The 23,944-nt window shown below is 38.9% G+C and carries 12 protein-coding genes and 1 pseudogene; 8 read left to right on the top strand and 5 right to left on the bottom strand.

Annotation, left to right across the window (positions count from 1 at the left end; translation table 11 throughout):
* Window positions 1-188: pseudogene (locus tag G622_RS26350) on the bottom strand (transposase); the annotation flags it as partial.
* A gap of 160 nt (window positions 189-348) precedes the next feature.
* Here G622_RS26350 and G622_RS0118245 point away from each other — a divergent pair.
* The 4 genes from G622_RS0118245 to G622_RS0118230 all read left to right on the top strand — a co-directional run bounded on the left by G622_RS0118245 (window position 349) and on the right by G622_RS0118230 (window position 10,323).
* Window positions 349-2,736 carry a zinc ribbon domain-containing protein gene (locus G622_RS0118245; protein ID WP_026511880.1) on the top strand — a complete coding sequence of 796 codons (2,388 nt, stop codon included), beginning with the start codon at window positions 349-351 and terminating at the stop codon, window positions 2,734-2,736.
* A 34-nt stretch (window positions 2,737-2,770) separates the two neighbouring features.
* Window positions 2,771-3,826: a YARHG domain-containing protein gene (locus G622_RS0118240; RefSeq protein ID WP_026511879.1), complete on the top strand. Its 1,056-nt coding sequence runs from the start codon at window positions 2,771-2,773 to the stop codon at window positions 3,824-3,826.
* 163 nt (window positions 3,827-3,989) lie between these two features.
* Complete coding sequence (locus G622_RS0118235; RefSeq protein ID WP_026511878.1) at window positions 3,990-8,114, top strand: vWA domain-containing protein; 4,125 nt, start codon at window positions 3,990-3,992, stop codon at window positions 8,112-8,114.
* Window positions 8,115-8,214: 100 nt separating this feature from the next.
* Window positions 8,215-10,323: an Ig-like domain-containing protein gene (locus G622_RS0118230; protein ID WP_026511877.1), complete on the top strand. Its 2,109-nt coding sequence runs from the start codon at window positions 8,215-8,217 to the stop codon at window positions 10,321-10,323.
* 98 nt (window positions 10,324-10,421) lie between these two features.
* Here G622_RS0118230 and G622_RS0118225 read toward each other — a convergent pair whose 3' ends face one another.
* From G622_RS0118225 to G622_RS23605, 3 genes are all read right to left on the bottom strand, one after another.
* Window positions 10,422-10,715 carry a hypothetical protein gene (locus G622_RS0118225; protein WP_044958039.1) on the bottom strand — a complete coding sequence of 98 codons (294 nt, stop codon included), beginning with the start codon at window positions 10,713-10,715 and terminating at the stop codon, window positions 10,422-10,424.
* Window positions 10,716-10,848: 133 nt separating this feature from the next.
* Window positions 10,849-11,592, bottom strand: coding sequence for a hypothetical protein (locus tag G622_RS23610; RefSeq protein ID WP_049945949.1), 744 nt, complete (start codon window positions 11,590-11,592; stop codon window positions 10,849-10,851).
* Window positions 11,589-12,332: a queuosine precursor transporter gene (locus G622_RS23605; protein WP_049945948.1), complete on the bottom strand. Its 744-nt coding sequence runs from the start codon at window positions 12,330-12,332 to the stop codon at window positions 11,589-11,591. The genes G622_RS23610 and G622_RS23605 overlap by 4 nt, the downstream gene beginning before the upstream one ends.
* Before the next feature lie 681 nt (window positions 12,333-13,013).
* On the opposite strand from G622_RS23605, the gene G622_RS0118210 reads away from it, so the two are divergent.
* The 4 genes from G622_RS0118210 (at window position 13,014) to G622_RS0118195 (ending at window position 22,258) form a co-directional block, all read left to right on the top strand.
* Window positions 13,014-14,348, top strand: a complete 1,335-nt coding sequence (locus tag G622_RS0118210) for a hypothetical protein (RefSeq protein ID WP_155831550.1) — start codon at window positions 13,014-13,016, stop codon at window positions 14,346-14,348.
* Between the two features lie 259 nt (window positions 14,349-14,607).
* Entirely contained in the window at window positions 14,608-19,812 is a 5,205-nt protein-coding gene (locus G622_RS0118205; protein ID WP_026511874.1) for an InlB B-repeat-containing protein, read from the top strand.
* A 477-nt stretch (window positions 19,813-20,289) separates the two neighbouring features.
* Window positions 20,290-21,378 (top strand): hypothetical protein, encoded by a 1,089-nt coding sequence (locus tag G622_RS0118200; protein WP_026511873.1) that lies wholly within the window; start codon window positions 20,290-20,292, stop codon window positions 21,376-21,378.
* Between the two features lie 85 nt (window positions 21,379-21,463).
* Complete coding sequence (locus G622_RS0118195) at window positions 21,464-22,258, top strand: hypothetical protein (RefSeq protein WP_026511872.1); 795 nt, start codon at window positions 21,464-21,466, stop codon at window positions 22,256-22,258.
* A gap of 418 nt (window positions 22,259-22,676) precedes the next feature.
* On the opposite strand, the gene G622_RS0118190 is transcribed toward G622_RS0118195, so the two are convergent.
* Window positions 22,677-23,558: a hypothetical protein gene (locus tag G622_RS0118190; RefSeq protein ID WP_026511871.1), complete on the bottom strand. Its 882-nt coding sequence runs from the start codon at window positions 23,556-23,558 to the stop codon at window positions 22,677-22,679.
* Window positions 23,559-23,944: the final 386 nt, after the last annotated feature.

Here is a 23,944-nt window from a genome sequence, read left to right as displayed (position 1 = left end):
TAATCCCATGGCTCTACTTTTATGATGACGGGAAGCTTATCAACTTTGAACTTTTGATATTTGGGAGAATGGGAATCGTCGAAAGCCCACTGTTTTAGCGGTATATATCTGCATATGAAGTTTACCAGCCAGCAATTCTGCTGATAGAGTTGGTGGATGATTTCAAGTAAATAAAGTATAATGTTCACGAGCATTGTCTCCTGGTTTTTTGTGAGTTTGGTCGCTGACATTATACCAAAAAGGGAGGTCAATGCTCATTTTATTTTGAACTCCCGATAAATCAAGGCTTTAGAACAAAAAAGAGGTAGTAAATTTGACACTACCGATGAAAACTAAGAGGTATGTGGTATGGCTATTTATTGTAGTAAATGCGGAACAGAACTACCTGATGGGGCTGCTTTTTGTGATAACTGCGGCCAGTCAATGCAAATTGCCGGAAGAGTAAATATTCCCGAGATAAAAAATCCTTTCAAAAATCCATTTGGTAAGAAGGATATTAAGGTGGATGCTGCGCCTGCATCTGACAATCAAGCTGCGAAATCACCTGCTCCTGAAGTACCTGACAGCCAGGCTTCTAAATCACCAGCTCCTGAAGTACCTGACAGCCAGGCTGCGAAATCACCTGCTCCTGAAGTACCTGACAGCCAGGCTTCTAAGTCACCTGCACCTGAAGTGACGTACAGTGCTTCAAATAATACTCCTTCACCGGAGGGTGTTAAAGAGGAAGCACCTCAAAATACTGCGCCTACTCCGCAGACGACATATACATATGCTAATAATCAGCCACCGGAGGAAAATCCATACCTTTCACAAAAGCCGAAAAAGAAGGTTCCGGTACTTCCTATAGTGATTGCAGCTGCTGCAGTTGCTGTAATTGGAATAGGTGTGGCTGCATTTTTCGTGATAAAAAATAAACCCGGAGATGTGAAGGTTGATAATAAGACTGACGATAATGCAGTTACTGAGACAGCTGAGAAAAAGAAATCAGGACTGGGGCTCTTTAGTAGTGGCGTTGATGTTACTGAGACAGATGGCAGCAAAGTGAAGTGGGAAAATCGTGATGAAGCCACAATGGAAACTGTGAACCCTGCTACAGAGGATGACCCTCTTCCTGAGGATTACATGGTTGGCACCTGGCTTAAATGCTATGAAAATGTGGCTGATAATCCAAATATGAATCGTGAGCTTTCAGATAATCCATCTGATTGGCGCACCAATATGAGGCAGCGCATAACTTTTTCCAAGGATGGAACATATATTGGAGAGCTTTGGTACATTGATAAGCCTGACGCAAAGGCAACATATTCCGGAAAGTATTACTATATTGACGATAATAATTACGAAGATAGCAAGCTGACCACGTACACAATAATGTTGTGGACTGAAATAGATGAGTATCATTGCGACCCGGGGGCTCCGGAGATTAACGAAGAAAGATTGAAGTCGGCTTTTTATCAGACAGGTCTTGCTAAAGACAGTTATCTTGAAAATGAGCTTTTGCTTGATTCAGGTGGAGAATGGATCGCTGATGGGGATCCCGGACAATATTTAAGGAAAATAACAAACGAGTATCATCCCGAATTATTCAATACAACTGATCTTGAAGCCAATGCATTATCAGAAATTGAGAAGTATAAGCATGGCTCTGATGATGAGCTGACTTTAGTAAAGAATGAAGAAAGTGAAGAAGCCGAAAAAGCACAGTCTGACAGTACTGCGGCTATTACTTTTGGAACTACAGATGAAGGAACTGCAGATAATGGAAACACAGATAATGGAAATACAGAAAATGAAAACACAAGTGGCGGAATAACATTTGGAGAACCTGAAGAAGAAAAAAGTCAGACAGATGCCGGCAATACTCCAGGCAGTACTGATTCTGCAACCGATGCTTCATCAATCGAAACAAAAGAGGATACACTTCAAAGTGCAATCTCCTTTGGAGACAGCACTAATAATAATACAAATGACAACTCAGTAGCTGTAGGCTCTGAAACCGCTGATACAACAACCTCCGGTTCTACAAGTTCTGACGCTACACTATCAGGCTCTGCAAGTTCTGACATTACATCATCAGGTCCTGCAAGCTCCGGCGTTACACCATCAGGTCCCGCAGGATCGGATTCCACTATCGCAGGCTCTGCAAGTGGTCCGGGAGCAGATAAAAAAGCGGCACCTTCAGATGATGGCAGTAGTGCCAATAGTCCTGCAGGCGATGACACACCTGTGAATAAGGTTGTGACCGGTGGTAAATTTGATGTCCTCCAAAGCGGCGAAACAGTTTACTACCTGATGAACGGCCAGGAGGCCCAGAATGTGTGGGTAAGAGAGGCTGATAAGTATTATTATATAGGCTTTGATAAATGCCTTATGTACAATAACTACACTTCTGACGGTTACTATGTTGGAGCAGATGGTTCATGGGATAAATACATACCGAGACTCACAACAACAGATAGTTTACTGACAGGTACCTATGTATATGAAAATGGCAATGACAATGTTACCTGGACTTTCACCATGACTCCAAGTGGAACCTATGACGGAACAGCTGTAAGAACCTACAGCTTTGGATATTCGGAAAATTACGGAGTTTCCTATAAGGGTGGTTCCTGCTATATGCTTGAGGGCAATGGAATATATGGCTCAGGACCTCAGATAACAGTCCTTGATCAGGGGGAGAGATTTATCATAACCGATTACGGTTATTCGGAGAGATTTACATTCAAGAGGTAGTGATTGTGTTTCTTATGAGACGGAGGTAGTCACCATGAGATGTCACGGAAAAGTTATCGCATCAATTTTTCTTACCGGAATAATTCTTTTATCAGGCGCTGTTCCTGCATATGCTAAGACAACTGATTCCTATAAGGTGCTAAATGTAAGCGGCAACAAAGCGCAGGGGACGGATAACCCTGCCACATACGCCAGGGATGACGGAGTCTGGGAGAAAAATGCAAGCGGTATATGGACCTACAAGGATAGCAATGGCGAAATGGTGAGAAACTGCTGGGTAAAGGATGGCGATATGCTCTTCTTTGTAGGCTATGACGGATGCCTTGTTAAGGATAATTATTCCTCTGATGGTTTCTTTCTGGATGCTGATGGTGTATTTGATGAAACGAAAGCTCAGAGAACCTGGGATGTTGATCCATATGAAGGAGCTTATGAGAATGTAGGTGATATCTGGATATTCTCACTTCCGGGAGATGGAAATATGTATCAGGCGGATGTTGCCTATACCCAGACCGGTGAGGTGTATATGAGCTGCGACCTTACACCTGTGGGACATGGATGCTTTATGGCATGGCCTAAGGGGAGTAAAGATGTGTATCAGCAGTTTCTGATATCAGTTTCCGATGACAGATCCACTGTGAGAATAAGCGCAAACGGAATAACTATTGTCTGCACATATACGCCGGGATCATACTACTATTACAATACAGGTGGCAATAACAACAACTCTTACCAAAACAATAGTCAGCAGGATTACAACAATCAGAATTATAATAGTGGCAATAATCAGGATTTCAACAGTCAGGCATATTATGAGTTTATTTTCCCATATTCCTCACTTGATACCCTGGAGGACTGGGAGGTAGAGATACTCTCCGACTATGAGCTTCGCATAGCAATTAACGAGATTTATGCAAGACATGGAAGACGCTTTAAGGATAAGGAATTACAGAACTATTTCAATAATACATCCTGGTATGTAGGTATGTATGAGCCTGAGGAATTTGATAAGATTCAGGATAATTTTTTAAATGAAATAGAAAAAAAGAATATCAACAAACTGACTAAGGAACGAAATAAAAGACAATAAAAATAAGGGATTAGCAGATTCTTTTGTGACGCATTATACATGCGGAATAGCAATATTTATCATAAGAGGAGGAACCATCATGACGAAGTCATGATTCGGAATGGTTCCGACCGATAGGGCAGGATTACGAAGTAATCGTGCCAATACACAACGAGGATGAATTATGAAGATAAAAGGAGCTGTTTCTAAAGGACTACCGGGAATAATCACTATAGCATTATTGCTGCTATGTGTCTTTGTCGTGGGTAATTTGCATGGAAGTACTTCTATCGCAGGATCCACACCTGAATCTGCAGAGGAGTACTTTGTATTCCTTGCAGAAAAGGCTATGGCAGAGGGTGACCTGACAGCTGCTGAATATTATATAGATTCCTTATATTCCAAATGTGGACAGACTGCGCAGGGCACTTTGTGCTGTGCGCGTCTTTGCGTCTTAAAAGAGGACTATGTCGGAGCAAGACTTTTATATGAAAAACTGGAATCCACCGGAAACTCTTCTGTTATGACTGACACTGATTCTGTGCTATTTTCACAGATACAAAATAACCAGGTCATGGACATATACTCAGCCTCAAATATGGCTTCTCAAATAAAACTCCTGCAGCAGGATGGCGCTAATCCCGCGGACTATGGTTACACAAGTGAGCAGGTAGATGTTGCTAACAAGGTTCTAAATGGCTCCCTCGATCCGATAGCTGATATGACTGAGCTTTTGGCGAATGATATTACAGAGAAGACAAATGCGAACGCTCATGTAGAAGGGCTTTCTGAAGCAGTTAAAGCTGCTGAGGATATAGGAAAAGAGTACGCAAATTACATTGAACATAACAATGCTGATATCTATTATCTAAAGAACTATCTTGAAAGTTTCAACAATCTTTACGCAAACAGCAAAGATGCCTTTAAAATATCCGGTGTAGATGAAGCCTATGTAAGGCTGCTTATAATGTTGGGTGAGAGAGAAACTCTTGCAAAATATGCTGATGAGTCAGGCTCGCAGCTAGCCCTGGTTGCTGTGGGGCAGATGCTGATAGATCGCAATATGAAACAGTCGGATCTTCCAAAAGGCTTTGCGTCCCTTGACGATGACGAGGTCAATGCTGTAAATGATCAGTGCGAAAAAGCTCTTAAGAATGTAAGAAAAAGAAGGCAGGGAATCGAACTTAGAAATTACGAAAATAAGGTAAAAAATGTTGGCAAGGCATCTGAAAATGCAGCCCTTATTGAGATAAATGACAGGATTAAACCTGGAAAGGAAGATATAAAGGATCAGAGCGCTCTTTATATGGGAAAAGCTGCAATCAGCTACGCCGTTGGAAACACTGATAAAGGCGATAAGTGTATGAATAAGAGTATGGAGACATACCCTTATTCCAACGATAGTGCTTATATAGAGGCTTGTGAAGATATAAGTGCAGCAAAATACGGAGCCGGAGATCAGAATGAAATCAGGGATGTGGGCGAAGCTATAGACAAGGCTTATAAAAAGAAGGTTCCCCATGTCAATCCCGAAGAACCTAAGGTGGAAGAGGAAGAAGAGGAAACAGAGCTGGAGCCTGTAGAAGAGGGAGAATATCTTGATCCGCAGGATCCTGAGAATTTCGAAGAGCTTCTTGAAAGGGAAGATGATGCTGACATAACAACTCAGCTCTCAGCTGCCCATGAGCTGGCTTCTGCCTATACGACCTGTATAGCAAAGGAAAACGCAGCTCTTAACATAGGAAAAATAGATACAACTAAATTTCCGACAGTTTCTTTTAACCTGCAGACTTCTGAGCCTATAGAGGATCTTAGTAACCCTCAGCTTGCTATAAATGACTGCAACATAGTTATAACTGACTATACTGTTGAGGAAGTAAAGTATGATAAGGCGATTCTTTTTGCAGTATGTGATAAGTCCGGCTCAATGGAAGGCAGTGAAAAAAGGCTTCAGTCTGCTGTGAGAAATCTTGCCAGGAGCCTTTCTGAAAACGAGAGCATGGGAGTTATCGGCTTTTCAGATGGTGTTGACTTTAACTCTCATATCCTTGCAAGTCCAAGTGATGTCATACCATACTTAGAGGATTTAAATCCCGGGGGCGGAACCAATATCGCATCCGGTACCTTTGCTGCTCTAAGTGAAGTTGGTAAGCATGATGATACAATAAATGTAGTTATAGTTATGACTGACGGCGAAGATGATTCCTTTGACGGCAATACTCTGAACAGACTAAAAAATATGACTAACGATGGTCATACTGTTGTATATACAGTCGGTATGGGAAGCTCAGTTAATTCTTCATATTTGCAGACTGTGGCAAGAGCAGGAAATGGCCGCTTTGTTTATTCATTTTCAGCATCAGAGCTAAATGGAATATATGATTTTATTCATGCTCAGATGGAGAACAATTACGTTGTTACCTTTAAGGCGGTAGAGACCAAGAAAAAGCACCGCGTTCTTACCTGTGCAAACAAGGCAGACGGATATGCTATGACAAAGGAATATTTTCTTGGAGACGAGGAGGAGGCCCGGGAAGAGATTATAGAAGAAGAGGACGTTCCCTTTTACTGCACCGGATTTTCTACAAAGAAGATTTACCGTGAGGTCAGGGATGTAGAAGGCTTTATCAGAGGAAAAGGTTTCGAAAGTGGAATGAGCTGCTTTGTTACTTTGGACGGAAAAGCCTTCCAACATACTTATGTAGGAAACTTTGTGTCCGATGAATCATTCTCTGTGATGATTCCGGGAGAGGTGCCACCAGGTGAATATGAGGCATTCATCTCTGTAAACGGAAAGACCTTCAAGGATAGAATCGAAATATTCGATGGCGCTGAGCAGGTGTTCAAGTATGGTGCCTATGTATTTTTCGGAAACCGTGTTCTTAGAGATGAAGAAAATGAGAAGATTACCATCACCGGCGATGTGAGAATGAATGGCTTCTTGCATTTTGATGGGGATGTCCTGATCGAGGGTGATATAAAGGACAACAAGGTTACAATGTCCAGCGACAGCGGCAGCTATATCATATCTTCAAGGCCGCTTTTGGGTATGATGATGCTTCTTGGAAATAAAACGGATGTGGGAAATTGGAACCAATATCCTCTTTATAAGGATGAAGCACATCTTAAGGATTTTGAAAATTATAAGGTAGAGACAGTAAGATGGGCTGATGCTGATTCCTGGAAGGCAGGAGTATTCATCGTGCAGCAGCCTGAGTACACACTGTATCCTGATAAATTTGCCTTTAAGGCAGGCGAGATTTCCTGGAATTTCCCTTGCGTGAGCGGACTGTTTAAGAAGATTACAAAGAAGGATAATCCACTGAAATTTGCAGTGCAAATGGAAGGTTTTGTGGATAATCAGGGTCTGTTTACAAAGGGAGGTGTAAATGCGGAAGACGTTTCCATGAAGCTCAGTCTTTTGGGCGGCGAATTTGGACTTAAGAAATTTGACTTTAAATGGGATACCTATAAAGATGATTACGACCTTACACTTTTGATCAATGGCTCAGTGTTTAAGCGATGGGGCAATGTCAAGGGCGATGAGGGTACCAACAATTTCGGTTTCGAGATTGCAGCTGTGGACGGCTACTTTAGCAAATTCAGGATTTATGCGGATATTCCTGTGTCAGTTCTGGTTGGAGGCGTGCCGGTTACATTTAGCAACTTCTTTGTTGGAATAAGTGATTTTCATGGACAGGAAGATGCCAGGAGCTTCAGCGAAAGGCTGGCAAGCTCAAGTCTTGAGGGAGGAACGGATATAAGCGTGGCTGCGCTTAAGTCTGTTTCACCTGGCCTTGCGAGCTGGCTTGGAGATGATCTTTGCATCGTTAAGTTTGAGGAGACAAAGCTTGCTGTCAATTTGTTTAAGGCAGACTTTGCAAGTAACTCCACGATCAAGCTTTTTGGAGAGATTGAATTTGGAAAGCTGGACTGGAAAATCGGCAACATGGATTACAAAAGCTTTGTTCTTGGACTTACGAGATCTGGATATGGAATGAGCTTCGATGTTCCTCTTGGGCCAAATCTTGAGTTGCCAAGATTCAAATTAACGGGACAACAGGGATACAGTCTTGCCGGTATTTCATCTGCGTTCAGAGTCGGAATCAAGGAACACGGAGCACTTGATATAGATATCATTACCAAATGGAAAGGTGAATTCGATGGAGCTGTAGAGGAGGGCTGGTACATGATAAGTCCTGACAGAATAGAATCTTATATTGGAGTCAGGGGTAAGAATAGCAGCAATCAGCAAGTCGCATTCAGAATAGGTTTTAGCGGATATTATCCATATATAAGTCTTAAATAAATGAGGAGATAGTGTACCATCAGCGCACGTATCTTGGGACACTCGTATCTGACAGGAATAAGTCAGAATAACACTTGTTTACAGATGAGGTGAAAGGACTATGAGCAGGCAGCCTAGAGGACTACATTATTTAGAATTTTTAGCAGCTTTTATCTTCTGTATTATTATTCTGTTTCCGGTGAGAGTTCATGCGGAAATAAATGAAAGCAATGTATATTATCTGGATAAAGATGGCGGAACATTTTTCATAAGTGTTCTGTTTGAGAAGGGTGACCTGAAACTATCACTAAAAGACCCGGATGATATGGAGGTTTCTCTTAATTCTCCCAATGTGGAGTATGTTCAAAGTGAATCCACGGTGTTCATTATTGTAAAAAACGCAAAAAGAGGACAGTGGAAGCTCATCTATGATAAGGGTAGCAATGAAGAACTGCAGGTTGCAGCATACGCTGATGAAGAGCCTATGGTTATTGACTCTCTGAAAATCGGAAGCATGGATGCTGACGGAAATGTTCCTGTTTCCTTTAAAGTAACTCAGCCTGATGGGAGAAGCTTTAGCTACGAGATCAGGATTGGTACTGATGAGGACATGATGGATTATCGAGTTCTTACCACAGGCTACGGGTATGAGGGTGAAATAACAGAGACTGAGATTTCCTTAAAAGAGATAAACACCTTCGACCAGTATTACCTTCAGATAGTTGCTTATTATGACAAGGATTATATGCGCTATATGGGCAGTGTTACCAGTGAGCGCTTTTCCTTCGTCAATCCCTCAGAAGAGCCTGATGCGATCGAGGATTACAGGGTTACGGTTGATGTCATAACAAAGACAATAGAGGTTGATATTTCTGAGTATGCCCCCTGGGAAGCTAAGAGTTACATGATAAATATCAGGGAGGATGGAGCAGAAGCTGATCCGCTGATGCTTATTCGCTCTGAGGATGGAGATATTGGAAGGTTCCAGTACAAGGAAGGTACTAAGGAAATTGAGTGTTCTGTTGTGCTGCAAAATGATTCGGGCAGAATATCCAAGCCTTTGACCAAGACCGTATATCTTACGGAAAGAAGTGGTAAGTTCTGGATGAACCTTCCTGAGAGCGATACTATTAATTCAACCGACTATTCTTTTTCATATGTTAATGCCTTAGAGCAGACAGTTTACACTAGGATAGACGATCAGCGCGAGGAGGAGTTTACCCTGAACGGTGATGGAAATCATCTGATAAGCGTGGGTGCTAATTCCTGCGAGCTTCGAATCAGATATCAGGCTGACGATAATATATGGTACGAATACAACATATTAGTCAGCGTTGATGTCATCCCACCGGAACTCAAAATCTATGAAGCACTTAATGGCATAGTTACGGATGAAAAGAAGATTGTTCTTACAGGAAAAACTGAAGCTGATGCTGCGCTTAAGGTAAATGATGCTGAAACAGATAAAAATGAGGATGGAAGCTTTTCTATAGAGCTTGATCTTGCTGATGGTGACAATAGCTTTAACATCACCGCCACTGACGTTGCAGGGAATACTTCTGCATACGCTTTTTCTATAATCTATAGTAAAAACGGCGAAGCTCCATCAGATGTTGACGCTGACCTGGATGATATAACAGATGGAAGCGGCGGCTCCAAACCCGGAACTTTTGGAAAATGGCTGTGGTTAATTGCACTTCTCTTTGTGGCAGTAATGATAATAACAACGGCACTGCTTCTTTTCATAGGAATAAAGAAGAGAGACATGAAGCAGAATATGTTTAGAGGCGCTGTGGTTGTTGTCGGCTTTTCTGTGGCAGGTTTCATCCTGAACCTTATTTACTACATAATAAGGAGAAATTATCAGAACTCTGAAAAGTATATTGATTTATCCGCAAACAATATACATGAGGCATATTCATACCTGAGTGTAACAAGATTTTCCGGAATACTGCTTATTCTATTGGTGATTATTATGATTCTGTCAGCAGGGGTCATTCTGTTTGTTAAGCTTTCCGGCAAGAAACTTAAGACACCGGAATTTGTGAAAAAAGCAACCGGGCAGGTAGCAGAAATAAGAAAGCAGAATTCAGAGCCCTGGAATGCTTATCAGACCGACGGACCGCAAAACAATGAAGAAAGCGGCGACTGGAAAATATGCAAACACTGCGGCGCAAGAAACAGAGCGCAGGCGAAATTCTGCATCAAGTGCGGACAACCAAATGAATGATTGCGCAGTGCTGGCAGCAATAAAAATATTTGAATCAAATAAACCGGATGAAGCAGAATTACAATCGGCACCATCCGGTTTTTGTTTGAGCAGAGCACTTACCCTTGCAATCCTGCTGACTGTCTTATCATGTCTTCTACAACAATGTCGTAAATCTCACCTACTGTATTGCAGTATTCTAAGATTCTCCAGGGCTCATTTGTGTGGAAATGAATTTTTACAAGTTCTTCATCTCCTGCAGCGATAAGTGAATTACCTTCAAAATGAGATGTGATATAATCTGCAATCTCATCCTCATCAAGATCTTTATCTCTTCTGTCTATAAGAAGCTGAGTATCATAGCGATATGCGAACTGATCGTCTTCTGCATCTATACTGTTAATTGGTTCCATAATATCCTCCTTGTAAATTAATGCTAACAAACCAAGGACAATTATATCAAAAAAAATGAAATTAGCAAAAAGACTACATGATAAATGAAAAGAAAAACCTGTACTTCAGACTAAATGCCCGAAGTACAGGTTTTTAAATATCATGGCCGACATTGTGATCATTGTTATCATCCCATTCATCGAAGATATCAATGCGGGGATTTGCTGATAATTCTTTATAATAATCGCTGCCATAGAACTCTGTTATTGAATTTACATCACGTGAAGGACCGCCTTTAACGGAAGTGTAAATACTAAGGTTAATTCTTTCAAAATACTTAAGACCAATCTCTATGTCTTTTCTTAACTGATCAAAGGTCTGTCCATTCATTCCAAACATCAGATTTATCCATTGATAGTGCTGAGCAATATCCTCCGGGGTGACATTGGGCAATCCCTTATGAAGAATGGTTTCTCTGATGTTTTCATCAAATGTTTCAACGCCGCATCTGAATAGAACATCAATATTGCAGGCTTTAAAGAAATCAACGTAGAATTTATTACTATCTCTGAAAATATAATGACCTTCCAGGATAACGGTTTTTATGCCCTTTTCAACGCAGGTGTTTCTTATATAATTCATTGTGGTAAAAGGCAGCTCTGTATATGAAGCGGAGCAGGTAACATCCAGGCATGAAGAGCCTGTTTCAATGCCTCTTACCTGGCTTAGAACTTTCTTATTTACTGAATCGCAGGCTAAAACAGAAGAGGATTTATCTTCCTGATAGTCACAAAAAGCGCATTTCCCCCAGGAGCATCCCAGTGAAACCAGCAGTACATTTTCTCTTTTCAGCGAACTTTTATCATCAAATTGGTATCTTATGAGATCGTGTATCATGCTGCTTCCTCATTTACTGTATTGTAATTATTTTCATTGTCTGAGTTTCCGTCTTCGTCTTCAAGGAGAATGCCGGTTTTTTTACTGAGCTTTGCAAGATATAAAAACGGTGTATCACATAAAGCTATAAGCATTTCAACCAAAGATCCGGCAACTGCTACTTCAAGGCAGTAGAGGAGAGGATATGTTCCCCAAAATGCAAGAATTGAAAATGCGAAGTTTTCAGCGCAGTTACAGATGATAGTGGATATGTTATTTCTAAACCACATGTATTTTCCTGAGGTTTTCTCTTTGATCTTCTGATAAAGAAGAACGTCGCACCAGTTTGACAGCACAAACATGAATCCTGATGCAGCTGTAATTCTTACAGACATTGCAAATATGGTTTTCAGGCTTGGATCAACAACATCAAATTCATTGGGGGTAAAAGCCTGTGTGAACTGAGCAAAGATAATATAAGCAATCAAAGCGGCAGCAGAAAGCTTTACTGCATTCTTACTGGCTTTAACACTGTACTTTTCATTTAATATATCTGTTGCGAGATAAGTTGAAGCAAACATAACGTTGCCAAGAGCGGTGGAAACACCTGCGATATCTACCTGCTTAGAAACCTGTATATTAGCAAAAACCACCGCAAGAGCCATCCATGAATAAAGACCTCTTCTGCCGAAAAGCTTGTCTATTATGACAACTCCGGAAAAACAAACGACTAACTCCAAAATCCCTAAAAATAAATTCATCTCCTAAACCTCTCTTATATGTACTCAGAGCGGGTTAGAAGATTTAATAAGTTTGGCAGGATCCGGGAATATCTGAAAATCATTTTATGATAACCAGTCTGATTTGAACTGATTATTATAAAAGAGATATCCTTGTTGAGTGCATGACTCAAATAAAAAAGCTCCGCGCATAAGACGCAGAGCAATTAGAAGTTGTTGATCCTTGAGTTTCTGGGAAAATTCAGAAATATATTGTATCTTCTAATCAGCCCTGGTTTTGTTTAACGACAGGATGGTGCAAACGAACTGTCGGAATCAAAATGCATTTTTGCAAATGACCTTGGCTATATTACAATTTTATGCCGGACATGTCAATAAGGTGTTGCAAATTGACATGACTTTTTGTGGGCAAAAGCGGAAATCGCCCGCAAAAATCCTGCCTTCGGCAGGACACGCCCCTCGCTTCGCGAGGACCTGGTCCAATACGATTCCCGTTTTTCTGAGGAAAAACAGGAATCTATAAATTAAGTAAGATCCACTTAAGAATTCAACACATCTGTCCGATATACATATAAGCTAAGGATGGCGTTTTGGTGCATATGGATTGCATTAAAGCGCCATTTTAACGTAAGATTCAAACCACTCGGTCCTTTGGGGAGTGGTGTGCATCTGACTGACAGAGGATGCACGGAAAGGATTACTATGGCAGATATCGGAAATATTAATGGATATCGGAGTGTCTATATGGCTTTTGGAGCCTTTAGATATGGTATGGGGGAACATACTGTAAATGCCACAGGTAATAAAAAGACGCAGGCTTTAGATGGCGGTAATGAGGGTGCACTGAGCTTCATGTCAATTATGAATAATGCGTCTGAAAGGATTGCAGGATTGGATGAAGCAGGTAATCGTGCTGATGATGCCGGAGAATCATTCGATTTAGCAGCTGTAGATACTGATAAATCAATTGATATGGATGAGCTTGGTGCTGGAAAATCAATTGGCATGGATGAAGAAAATGAAGGGATTTCAACAAGAACTTATAAAAATGCCGCTGAGCTTGGGGGATTAGGTCAGGGATCATTTTTATCCTATACCCGAATAATCACTGCAAAAATACCCAAGGATATTTCGGAAGCCATGAAAATCGGTTCATCCGGATCGCCCTTCGATTTTAGTGGTGACTCACAGGAACTTAAGATTACTATAAATGTATCAGGTGGCTCCCGCATTTATACAGCTTCCGGAACGGACAAGGACGGTAATAAGTTCACAAAAGAAATAGATCCTTATAACGTTGATCCCACTAATGCGGATTATGCTGATTTCGCAACGCTTTGCGCATACATAAGAGATACGGAAGGCATGGCGGATAATGCAATGCAGGCTGTAAGAGATGCTGCTCCTACGGACATAACAGAAAAAGGAAATTATTTATATAAAGTAGGCTTTTACGCAGAGACAAATGGAAACCTGTCCGGTGCAAAGAAACTGTTTGAGCAGATGGAGAGCTTTTTCCAGAGATTGATGGGAATAGGAAAACTTGATGTTACAGGAAACGCAGATGGTACAGAGTCTGTAAATCGCGCAGGAATTGTTAATGTAAAAAGCGATGATCCAAATGCTATAAGTATTAGTAGTGGAATATCAGATATGGGTAATGCATCCGATAGCAGTAAGAAGAACGGAGCTTCTGAAGGTGCTTTCTATAGTAGACTTCTTGACGAGCTCCATGAGATGATTCAACAAATGATGCAGAAGATATTGAACGAGATTCTTGGCATTGATGATGAAGGCAGCAGTGAAGAAGCCGAGGCTGCTGATACAGGAGTGAATGCCATAAATCCCGGAACTGATTCACAGAAGTTTGATGAACTGAACAAACCAGAAGCTAATGCCTCAACTCCGGAAAGTATATATGAGATACCAGCAGAAAAGGCGAATGATTTAGTCCCTAATATGAATACTGATAACAATTTGAAGGAAGAGAACTCTGTAGAGAAATATCTTGATATGTCAGGAGCTGTGACTTTATAAAACTGATTTTTATATAAGAAGAGTGCTGCATTAGATAATTGATAATTATCTGATGCAGCACTTTTTCTATGCTGAGCAGAGCACGTATAAGCGGTTGTAACGGATTTGTTAAGTTGTATGCGAAAAAATATAAATCATAATATAAATAATTATTGACAATTTAATTGAGATTATGATAGATTTCTAACGTTGCGTTAATTTTGCCCACATATTGAGGAATTAAAATTCCTTATTACGAGTGGAGTGAGAGGAAGAGTTTATGAACAAGCTTTTAATGAAAGGCAGGCTGATAGTCAGCTGTATAGCTATGATGATTGCTATGCTGATTTTGCCATTGGGGTTAAATGCCAAGGCAGAGTCTGCTGACGAAGTAACTGAGTATACTGTTACATTTGTTTCTATCGAGGGAGGTTTTTATGATGTAGATGGCAACAGTAGTGGCACAAAGACAGTAACAGTAAAAGCCGGAGAAAAAATAGGCTATGTGCCTGATCCTTATGATGCAGATAATGGATCTTTGTTTACCGGATGGTATAAGGACTCAAATAGAGAAGAGATTATTGAAAATGTAGAGTCATTTATACCTGAAGATAACATGACTTTATATGCAGGCTTCAGAGATGTTAGTGCAGATACTGATGCGTTTATTAATCTTGATTTTAATGGTGGAAAAACATCTGGAACCAAGTACATCAAAGAAGATGACGTTAATGGAAAATGGTACATTAATCCCGGAAAAAAATTTGAGAGTATTGGTGCACTTTTAGTGTATCGGGAAAACCATGCATTTACAGGTTGGTATCTTGATGCAAATTGTACAGAAAAAGTAACTTCTGATACAGTCTTGAATAATGGTGACACCATTTATGCTGGATGGACAAGAGAGTATTACTCGATTACCCTTAATGCCGGTGAAGGTTATTTTAATGGAGATGTAGCTCAGAAAACTGATACCACTAATATTAGTGTCGGAGTGAATATATATTTAGGAGCTTATCTTAATGGAAATAATAATACATATACAAATGACGGCAAGATAATAACCGGTTGGTATGAAGACAAGGAACTGACAAAAGAGGTCGCTTTAATTAATGGTGATTATACACCTACAGATGATGTTACATTTTATGCTAAATGGGAAAAAGGCGTTAAGGTAACTTTTGATTACAAAATAGCTGCTGAAGAATATGCATCAGATGATTATATTCATACAGCTTACCATAAAAAAGGTCAGCATCTGTCTAATTGGCAGGATATGCAAGGTAAAACCTTTGGAGAATATGTCTTTGATGGGTGGTATTTAGATGAAGAGTGTTCCACCAGGTATGTTTCTAGTTTCTATGATTATACTCTTGTTGAGGATGTGACATTTTATGCTAAGTGGTCTACAAGTGTTGCTGTAACATATGAAGCAGGAAGCGGACACTTTTTCGAAGGTGAGACATCCAAGACTGTATATATACCTAAAGGTGAATATATTCAAATCGGATATACAGCATATAATAATGACAAAAGCAAAGCTTTCATCGGATGGTCACTAAATGAAAATGCGACATCTAAAGATGCTGTTATTGAGAAGGATATTATAGCTGCTGAGAATAATGTTACATTATATGCAGTATATACAGATGGATATCAAATAACATTTGATGGAAATGATGGAATAATTAACTACTATTATGAATATATGAATGGTAGCTATTGGTCAGGAAGGTATGTGGATAGTGAAAAATATATTTTAACCATACCACAAAATGTTACTGCAAGATCATATGAGTACATTGAGTTATACAGTGTAGATGCTAATTTGCCAAACACTTCAGGTAAGCATTTATTCGGATGGAGTACATCACAATCCGCTGAAAATGTGATAGATTTTGATACTTATAAGTTTGATAGAGATACTACGCTTTATGCTATCTGGGGTGATGAATGTAAAGTTACTTTAGATACTAATGGTGGACATTTTTATTCAGGAGACACAACGCTGACTGAAGATGTAGCTGTTGGAAAAAGTTTAGGACGTAGTTGGGATGCATATATAGATGATCCGAATAAGTTATTTAAAAACTGGAATACTAAAGCCGATGGAACCGGAGAAGAAATAGAGTCGCTATTTGAGTTTATACCTAATGGGGATACAACTCTTTACGCCCAGTATGATGATGCATGGACCATTACATACGATGCTAATGGTGGATATTTTGTAAATACAGAATCAAATGCTGATAAAACATATGTTGTTAAAACGCTAAGAAACAAAGAAATATATGCTGGTGGCAACGATCGTGTTAAAAATAATGATTCCAGCAAGGCAATAGTAGGATGGAGTACTGATCAGGAAGGTAAGGATATATTAGTTAATGCTGAGACGTCCTTTACACCTACAAAAAGTATGACATTATATGCTGTATGGAAAGATGGATATAAGGTAAGATATCACGCTAATTCAGATGGTGGCTATTTTATTTACAATGGTGTTAGTGTAACCGATTATGAAATTACTGTTCCTGCAGGAGAAAGTTTAAATTCTTTCCCATATCCAGAATTTGTGAATAATGATGATAAATATATATATAAATCATATAACACAAAAGCAGATGGAAGCGGGGTCAATGTCGATTCTGGTTATGTTTTGACAGGAGATATTGACTTATATGTTCAGTGGGAAAAGGCATATACGATTACATATAATGCAAATGGTGGCTATTTTGAACAGTACAATAATATTCGAAGTGATATACTGGTAGAGAATGCTGCAGCGGGAAGCACAAATTACCTGGGAACGTTTAGAGATCTAAAGAATTCTGCAAATAAGGCATTTATTGGATGGAGTACAACTGCTGATGGTAAAAACCTTATAGAAAGAATTGATAAGGTAGATAACAATATAACTCTTTATGCAGTATGGGAAGATGGCTATGTTATCACTTTTGATGGAAATGGTGGAAAAGTAAGTTTTTCTGCTTGGTCATATGACTCTGCATTACTGTCTGATGCTGATACCAAAACTTTTTCAAAAAACAAACCTGTTGCAATTTATGAAGATATTCCTGGTTTGTATACATTTAAAGAAGGGTATATTCTGACTGGATGGTCTCTCACTTCCGATGGATCCAAGATGGTTAGCCTGAATTCATATATACCTACAGAAGATATTACGTTTTATGCTATGTGGGAAAAGGCATATACCGTTAAGTTTGATGCAAATGGAGGCTATTTATATGGTAATGCCTCAGAGACTGAATATGAGACTAAGATAAAAGAAAACGACACAATATATTTTCCTACCGCTAGCAGTGATGAATATGCACTTGTAGGATGGAATACGTCACGTGACGGAAACGGAACAGAAGTAACAACTGACATGAAAGTTACTTCAGATATGACTGTTTATGCTATCTGGGCTAAAGGCTATAAGGTAACCATTAATGCCGGAAAAGGTAAGGTCAACAGATATGGCAACATAGGCATAGTAAATACTTATTTTGAAAACGTCGCAAAAGGCAAAGAGATTCTTCTTCCAATACGTGAAGAGGTAATATGGTCAGATGAGGGATATATATACGGATGGTATGAGGATGAGAATTTCCAGAAGCCAATATATATCATTAATTCTGATAATGAGGCGGATTATTATCCATATTATCCTACAAAAGACATAACACTTTATGCGAAATTTGTGTCCGGAGAAGATAAAGTAAAAGTAACAGAAGTAGCTTTAAGCAAAACCAAAGCTACAATTGGTGTTGGTGACAGCCTCGAACTTAATGCAGTAATCAAACCGTCAAACGCTACGAATAATGCAGTTAGCTTCACAAGCTCAAATACTGATGTAGCAACGGTAGATGAGACCGGCAAAGTGGTAGCTGTGGCAGCAGGTAAAGCTGTGATTACAGTAACCACAGAGGATGGTAAATTCACTGCTGAATGTGACATCACGGTAGATGGACAAAATACAAAGCAGATATCAGACTACATAGATAGTGCTGTGAAGATATTACAAGATAATGCAACTGAGGATCAAATCAAGAAAACTGTTAACGATACCTTATCGAGTATGGGATCAGCAGAGGTTATGGCTGATAAGGTTGAATCAAATGGCACTGTTGCTGATAAATTGAAAGAACTTGAGGATGCATATACTGAAGCAGCAAAAGTTGAGGTTGTTGATCCTAAAGATGATCCTAATACACAAAATGCCCTTAAAGAAGTTTTTGGTAATGAAGTAAATACAACTGTAGCATCTGTTTCCGGTGCCGGACTTAATGCAGCACCTAATCAGGTTGCAAAGCTTGATATTACACCTATAGCAGAAGATGATAAGAAGGATGTTGAGCAGGAAGGCTTTAACAGCGTAGCTCAGATTGATATGACGCTTAAGGTAGGAGATGCAGAAAACGCTGGCACTGAGCTTCACGAGTTGGTGGCTCCAATAACTATTACACTACCTCTTCCAAAGACTATTAACAGCTCCAAGCTGTATGTTCTTCATTATTATAGTGATGGTACATATGAACTCATAAAGCCTGTTTTGTCAAAAGATTCAATGACTATAACAGTTTGGAGATTCAGTACTTTTGCGATTGTTGAAGTGGCTGATGGTGAAGCTATAAATAATGGCAATGGTAATGGCAATCAGAATCCCACACATACTCCTGGAACAGGTGGAAGTGGCGGACAGACGCAGAATCCCGGAGGTTCCGGAAATAGCGGACAGTCAGGTTCAGGAAATGATGGACAGCCCCAGAGTGGCAACGGTGATCAGAATTCTGACGGAAATAATACCCAGAATCCTGGTTCTGGAAATGACGAACAGTCACAGAATCCTGGTACCGGAAATGGCGAACAGTCACAGAATCCTGGTACCGGAAATGATGGACAGTCACAGAATCCAGGTACAGGAAATAGTGGACAATCTCAGGGTGGTTCAAGTAACCAGAACACCGGAAACACAAGTGGCTCTGGAAATAATGCGCAGAATCCTACCGGAAATGGCGCAAACAGCGGTAACACAGGCGCACAAACTCCTGTAGAGAATCAGGAGGGAAATGTTAATGCCGGAGACAATGGCGGTCAATCTCAGAATGGTTCTGATGACAAGACTTCATCCGGAGCAGATGTAACAGCAATTCCTGAGACTACAGATAATTCTGTTAAGGAAGTTGATGATCCTACTAAGGCTAAGATTATTTCTAACAAAGAAGAAATCAGCGTTTCCAAAATCAAGAAAAAGGATCAGAAAGTTACTGTTAAGGTTGAGAGATCTAAGGGCAAGATTACTGCCAAGAATGTATCTTCCAAGAAGCTTAAGAAGTACCTGACCGTAAAAGTTAAGGGCAAAAAGGTAATCTGTACTGTTAAGAAGGGCGCTCCTAAGGGCACATATAAGGTTAAGATTACTGTAGCTAAAAAGGGTAAGATAAAGAAAACAACAAAGACAATTGAGATTGTTGTTAAGTAAATTTGTAAGGACTTCCTGAACATGAATGACTAAACATGTTCAGGAATCCTGGATAGACTAGATATTAAATAAACTGGTTTCAAAGTCAAGCAAGGAAATGCGACAGATTAATTCGAATTAAATACACATAATCTTAAAAGCATAAGCTATGAATGAGTCATAAATGCTGACATTTGGCATTTATGGCTCATTTTTTTTGGCGTGGTTCGATATGCGCTACGTGTGAAATACATGCTAACTGCCAGGTGGGACGTGCTAATTGTATAATTCTGAAATATTTATAAAGAAATGTCTATTGGAGGCCTTGGTACTTATCTTTACATGATTTTTAGCCGATAGATTGGATAAGTGATATTATTGCAAGAATGAATTGTAATAACGTTTTTATATGTTTGTAAAAACAAGAAGAATTATATAGATTTTACGCAGGAAGAATTTACAAATTAAAAGATTAAATGAAAAAGCGAGGCTCCTGGTATGAAAAAGAAACTAATTCTAAGCTTCTTCATAGTGTTCTTATTATTATCCTGTCTTAAAATTGATGGTTTATGCGCTACTGAAACTGGATATTATAATGCTATTGAACTTATAATAAATCAATTTATTGATCCAGAGGTAAGGGCAGGCGAGACTAGATGGTATTATTTTGACGCACCTCCACTAACTACAACTAATGATCAATGGGTAATATTAAGACTTATAGGTCATTCTGAAAATGGTAATTTATATATTGAATTAATGGATGAGCATTTGAATGTAGTTAAAGGTGGATATGCTCTGAATGGCGATCATATGGAAGAGATAGTTTGCCGTTTGGATAATACCATAGAGGGCACGACAGGTACGTATATGCCCAGGTTAGTTCGAGGGCAAAGGTATTTTGTAAAAGTATCAGGAGTTGGTGAATTTACGATAGGTTTAAATACATATAATGATGATCATTCTGGAGAATTCGATAACGCAGAAAAGCTTGTGGTAGGAAATGAAATAAGTGGTGTATTAGAACGAGATGATGATATTGACAGTTTTTGTTTTCAGGTTCCTGACACTTATTCATATAAGATAACGGTATTCGCAACCAAAAAGATGAATGCTCGTATAACTGATGAGAGTAATTATTCGGTAAACACCAATAATTTAAGGGTGCTAAGAGACAGGGGAACAGCGGAATACACAGTAAGTGGTTATGGAACGATTAGATATATTTTCCTCTATGGAAATGGAGGAACCCATTATAAAATCAGTGTTGCAATAGATAAAGATCCTTCTAAATTAGGGCTTTGGACAACTGTAAATGCTAATTATGGAAATAATTACATAAGGATCAATACATTAAAAGGTGCAAAGATAAGCATAATAGTAAAAGCTGGTAAGAATAATAAAAAACTATATTTTAGAGGAACAAAGAAGAAGAAAAAATCAACTACACAAAAAGTCCTTGGAAAAGACTATTATTTAAACAGAAGGCTCAGAAGTGGAGACGTAGTAATAGTTACAGCTACAAAGAAGAGATATAAGGAGTTCAATTTTAAAAAGAAAATAAAAAAGTGTAATATATGTGGATAAAGGTGGTAAAAGTGATTGAAAATATAAATAGTTGATAATATTGTAATGAAATTTTAGGTATTTATATTTGCACGGGGGAAAACAAATGAAGAGATTTATACGTTTTTTTGCAACAATTTTACTGATTTTTTCTATTACCTTTGCTGCGATGCCAATTACTTCAAGTGCTCAATTTGATGACCTGAAAAAATATGGTGTAAACATGAATCTGAATAAAGGGAATTGGGTTGCAGTCTATACTAAACTTCCAGGGAAAAAGGGGCTAACAAAATTATTTGCAAAGATAACTAAACTGAGTATTTATGAAATCCCCGCACCAAGGGCCGGAGCTGCAGCTAGTGCAACAAATGATTCTACAATGACTGCAGTATTGACGGTACAAGTCCAGTATCCACAAAAACCATCGAAAAAAATAGCTAAAGCATTAATGAATGAAGGTCATGATGTTATTGATTACATGGATGTAGTTGTCGTAGACAAATTTACTGGTGAGAATTTAAATACACAAGAGACATCCGAAGAAGGTTCAAATTATCATGGAGTATCTGTGAAAGAAACTGAGTGGAAAGGCCTGAAACCTCAGAAACTCACATGGTCAAATGGAACTGTATATCAGTATTATGTATCTTATGTAAAAACGCTTGTAATTAAATTTCCTAGCGGATATAAAAATACTTGTTTAGGTGTCTGTGGAAGTCATGTAGGCGATTATAACAAAATGCAGGATTGGAATGAGGGATTTATTGAAGGGTACACTGCGTTTTCTGATACAAGTCATGTAAAGCTTGGAAGTAAAAAGAAAACATCTCAGCTTTCGCATTTTTTTAACATCAAGAAAAAGGCACAGGAACCTTCTAATCCATTTGGAATCAGAAAGTAACTAAAATAAAGATGTGTTTGTAATACTAAGGAAAAGGCACCTGCTATGTATATGTTTACGCCAAGAATGGCTATGCAAAGAAAGCAAAAGTTACAGTAAAATAAGTTCAAAAGTTATCGGAGGCATCGAGTTAAGGTGCCTCCGATTATTAGTACATTGTCATTTTCAATGGTAAATCAATCAGGCAATTGACATAAAGGGATAAATACATATTGCACTGTCAAAATTAGGAGGTTAAATCAGTTTAATAACCGGCAGATACTTTTGTTACATCAATTCTGAATAGTTCCTAAAAAAACATAAACAAACGCATTTTGGGTAATTTTCGTTGTAGAATAATAATAGGCTAAGATTGTTTTAAAGGCGGGGCTGTCGCATTAGATGTGAACAGCTCCCAACATTTTTATATGATAGATGCTTAATTATCTTTACTGGTAAGATCAGCCAATAGAGCTTCAAGTTTTGATATTCTGTCATTCAACTCAGCTAAAGCCAGGTCCTTTTTTGCTAAAGCATTATCTTTTTCAGCTATAATCGCATCCTTTTCAAGAATAATAGCATCCTTCTGAGCAGCGCAGTCATCATATCCATCCTGATACACATTTTTCAAATGAAGTTCTTCATTGTATTCCAATACGCTCACACGAATCACCTCCGCTCGGTTTTTAGCTAGGAAGTCAGCCAGGATACCTTCGGCTATACATTCAGCTACAGCACTTTTAACGGCTTCCTCCAAAATCATTGTCTTTGCATATTTCCTGATACGACCTACAAAAATGGAATAATCCTTAAGAGTCCTGCACGCATTCATAAGCTCCGGATTATGGTCTTCGTTGATATTTATAAGTGTGGCTGTAAGTTCAAGCTCCGGTGCAGAAAGTTTTTTCTCATACTGATCGGAAAGCTTATATAATACTCGATCTTCTGTTATTTCATGTCCATTATAGAAGACAATAAATCTGGGTGCAGGTATATGGATAACCTTTGATTTGTAAAGATCATCACGGACAACCATTCCCGAGAGAAGATCCGATACATAAAGCAGGAACCTTAAAGCGATGTTTCCGCATTTTGTAGATTGGTGCTCATAAAGGTTAAGTTCAAAACCCAAGACAAAAGAAATATCATTCTTCATCTTCATGAATACACCATCATCTAAAGTGTTAATCTCAAGATCATCCACATTTTCATAGGTTGTGCCATTTACGGCATTGTACAGAGAAAGCAGCTCCTTCTTATTGTTGAACAACATTCTGAAAACTGAGTCCTTGTACTTTTGGTTAATAGCTACTTCTTTCAATTATATCCTCCTTGTATGGTTTTTCTGTTCGAAAGACCATATAAGGCAGAAAAATAGAATAAAACTTAACTGTGTGGTTACTATAATTATATCCTACATCGTTTGCACAAACAATCTGTGGAAAATGCGGGAGATACTCCCTGACACCATATATGGCCTTTTGAACAAGTGGAATAATACAATATTAAAAATAAGATGTCAATCATAAATATAAGAGAGATAGCGTAAATTAAATTTCGGAAACAAAAGGGCAGACTGTACCCAGAATCATATTGCATTGTCAAAATTAGAAGGTTAAATCAGTTTAATAACCGGCAGATACTTTTGTTACATCAATTCTGAATAGTTCCTAAAAAAACATAAACAAACGCATTTTGGGTAATTTT

This window comes from Butyrivibrio sp. LC3010 (genome assembly GCF_000424385.1).
Taxonomy (GTDB): Bacteria; Bacillota; Clostridia; order Lachnospirales; family Lachnospiraceae; genus Butyrivibrio.
This window is presented reverse-complemented; position numbering and strand designations above follow the sequence as displayed.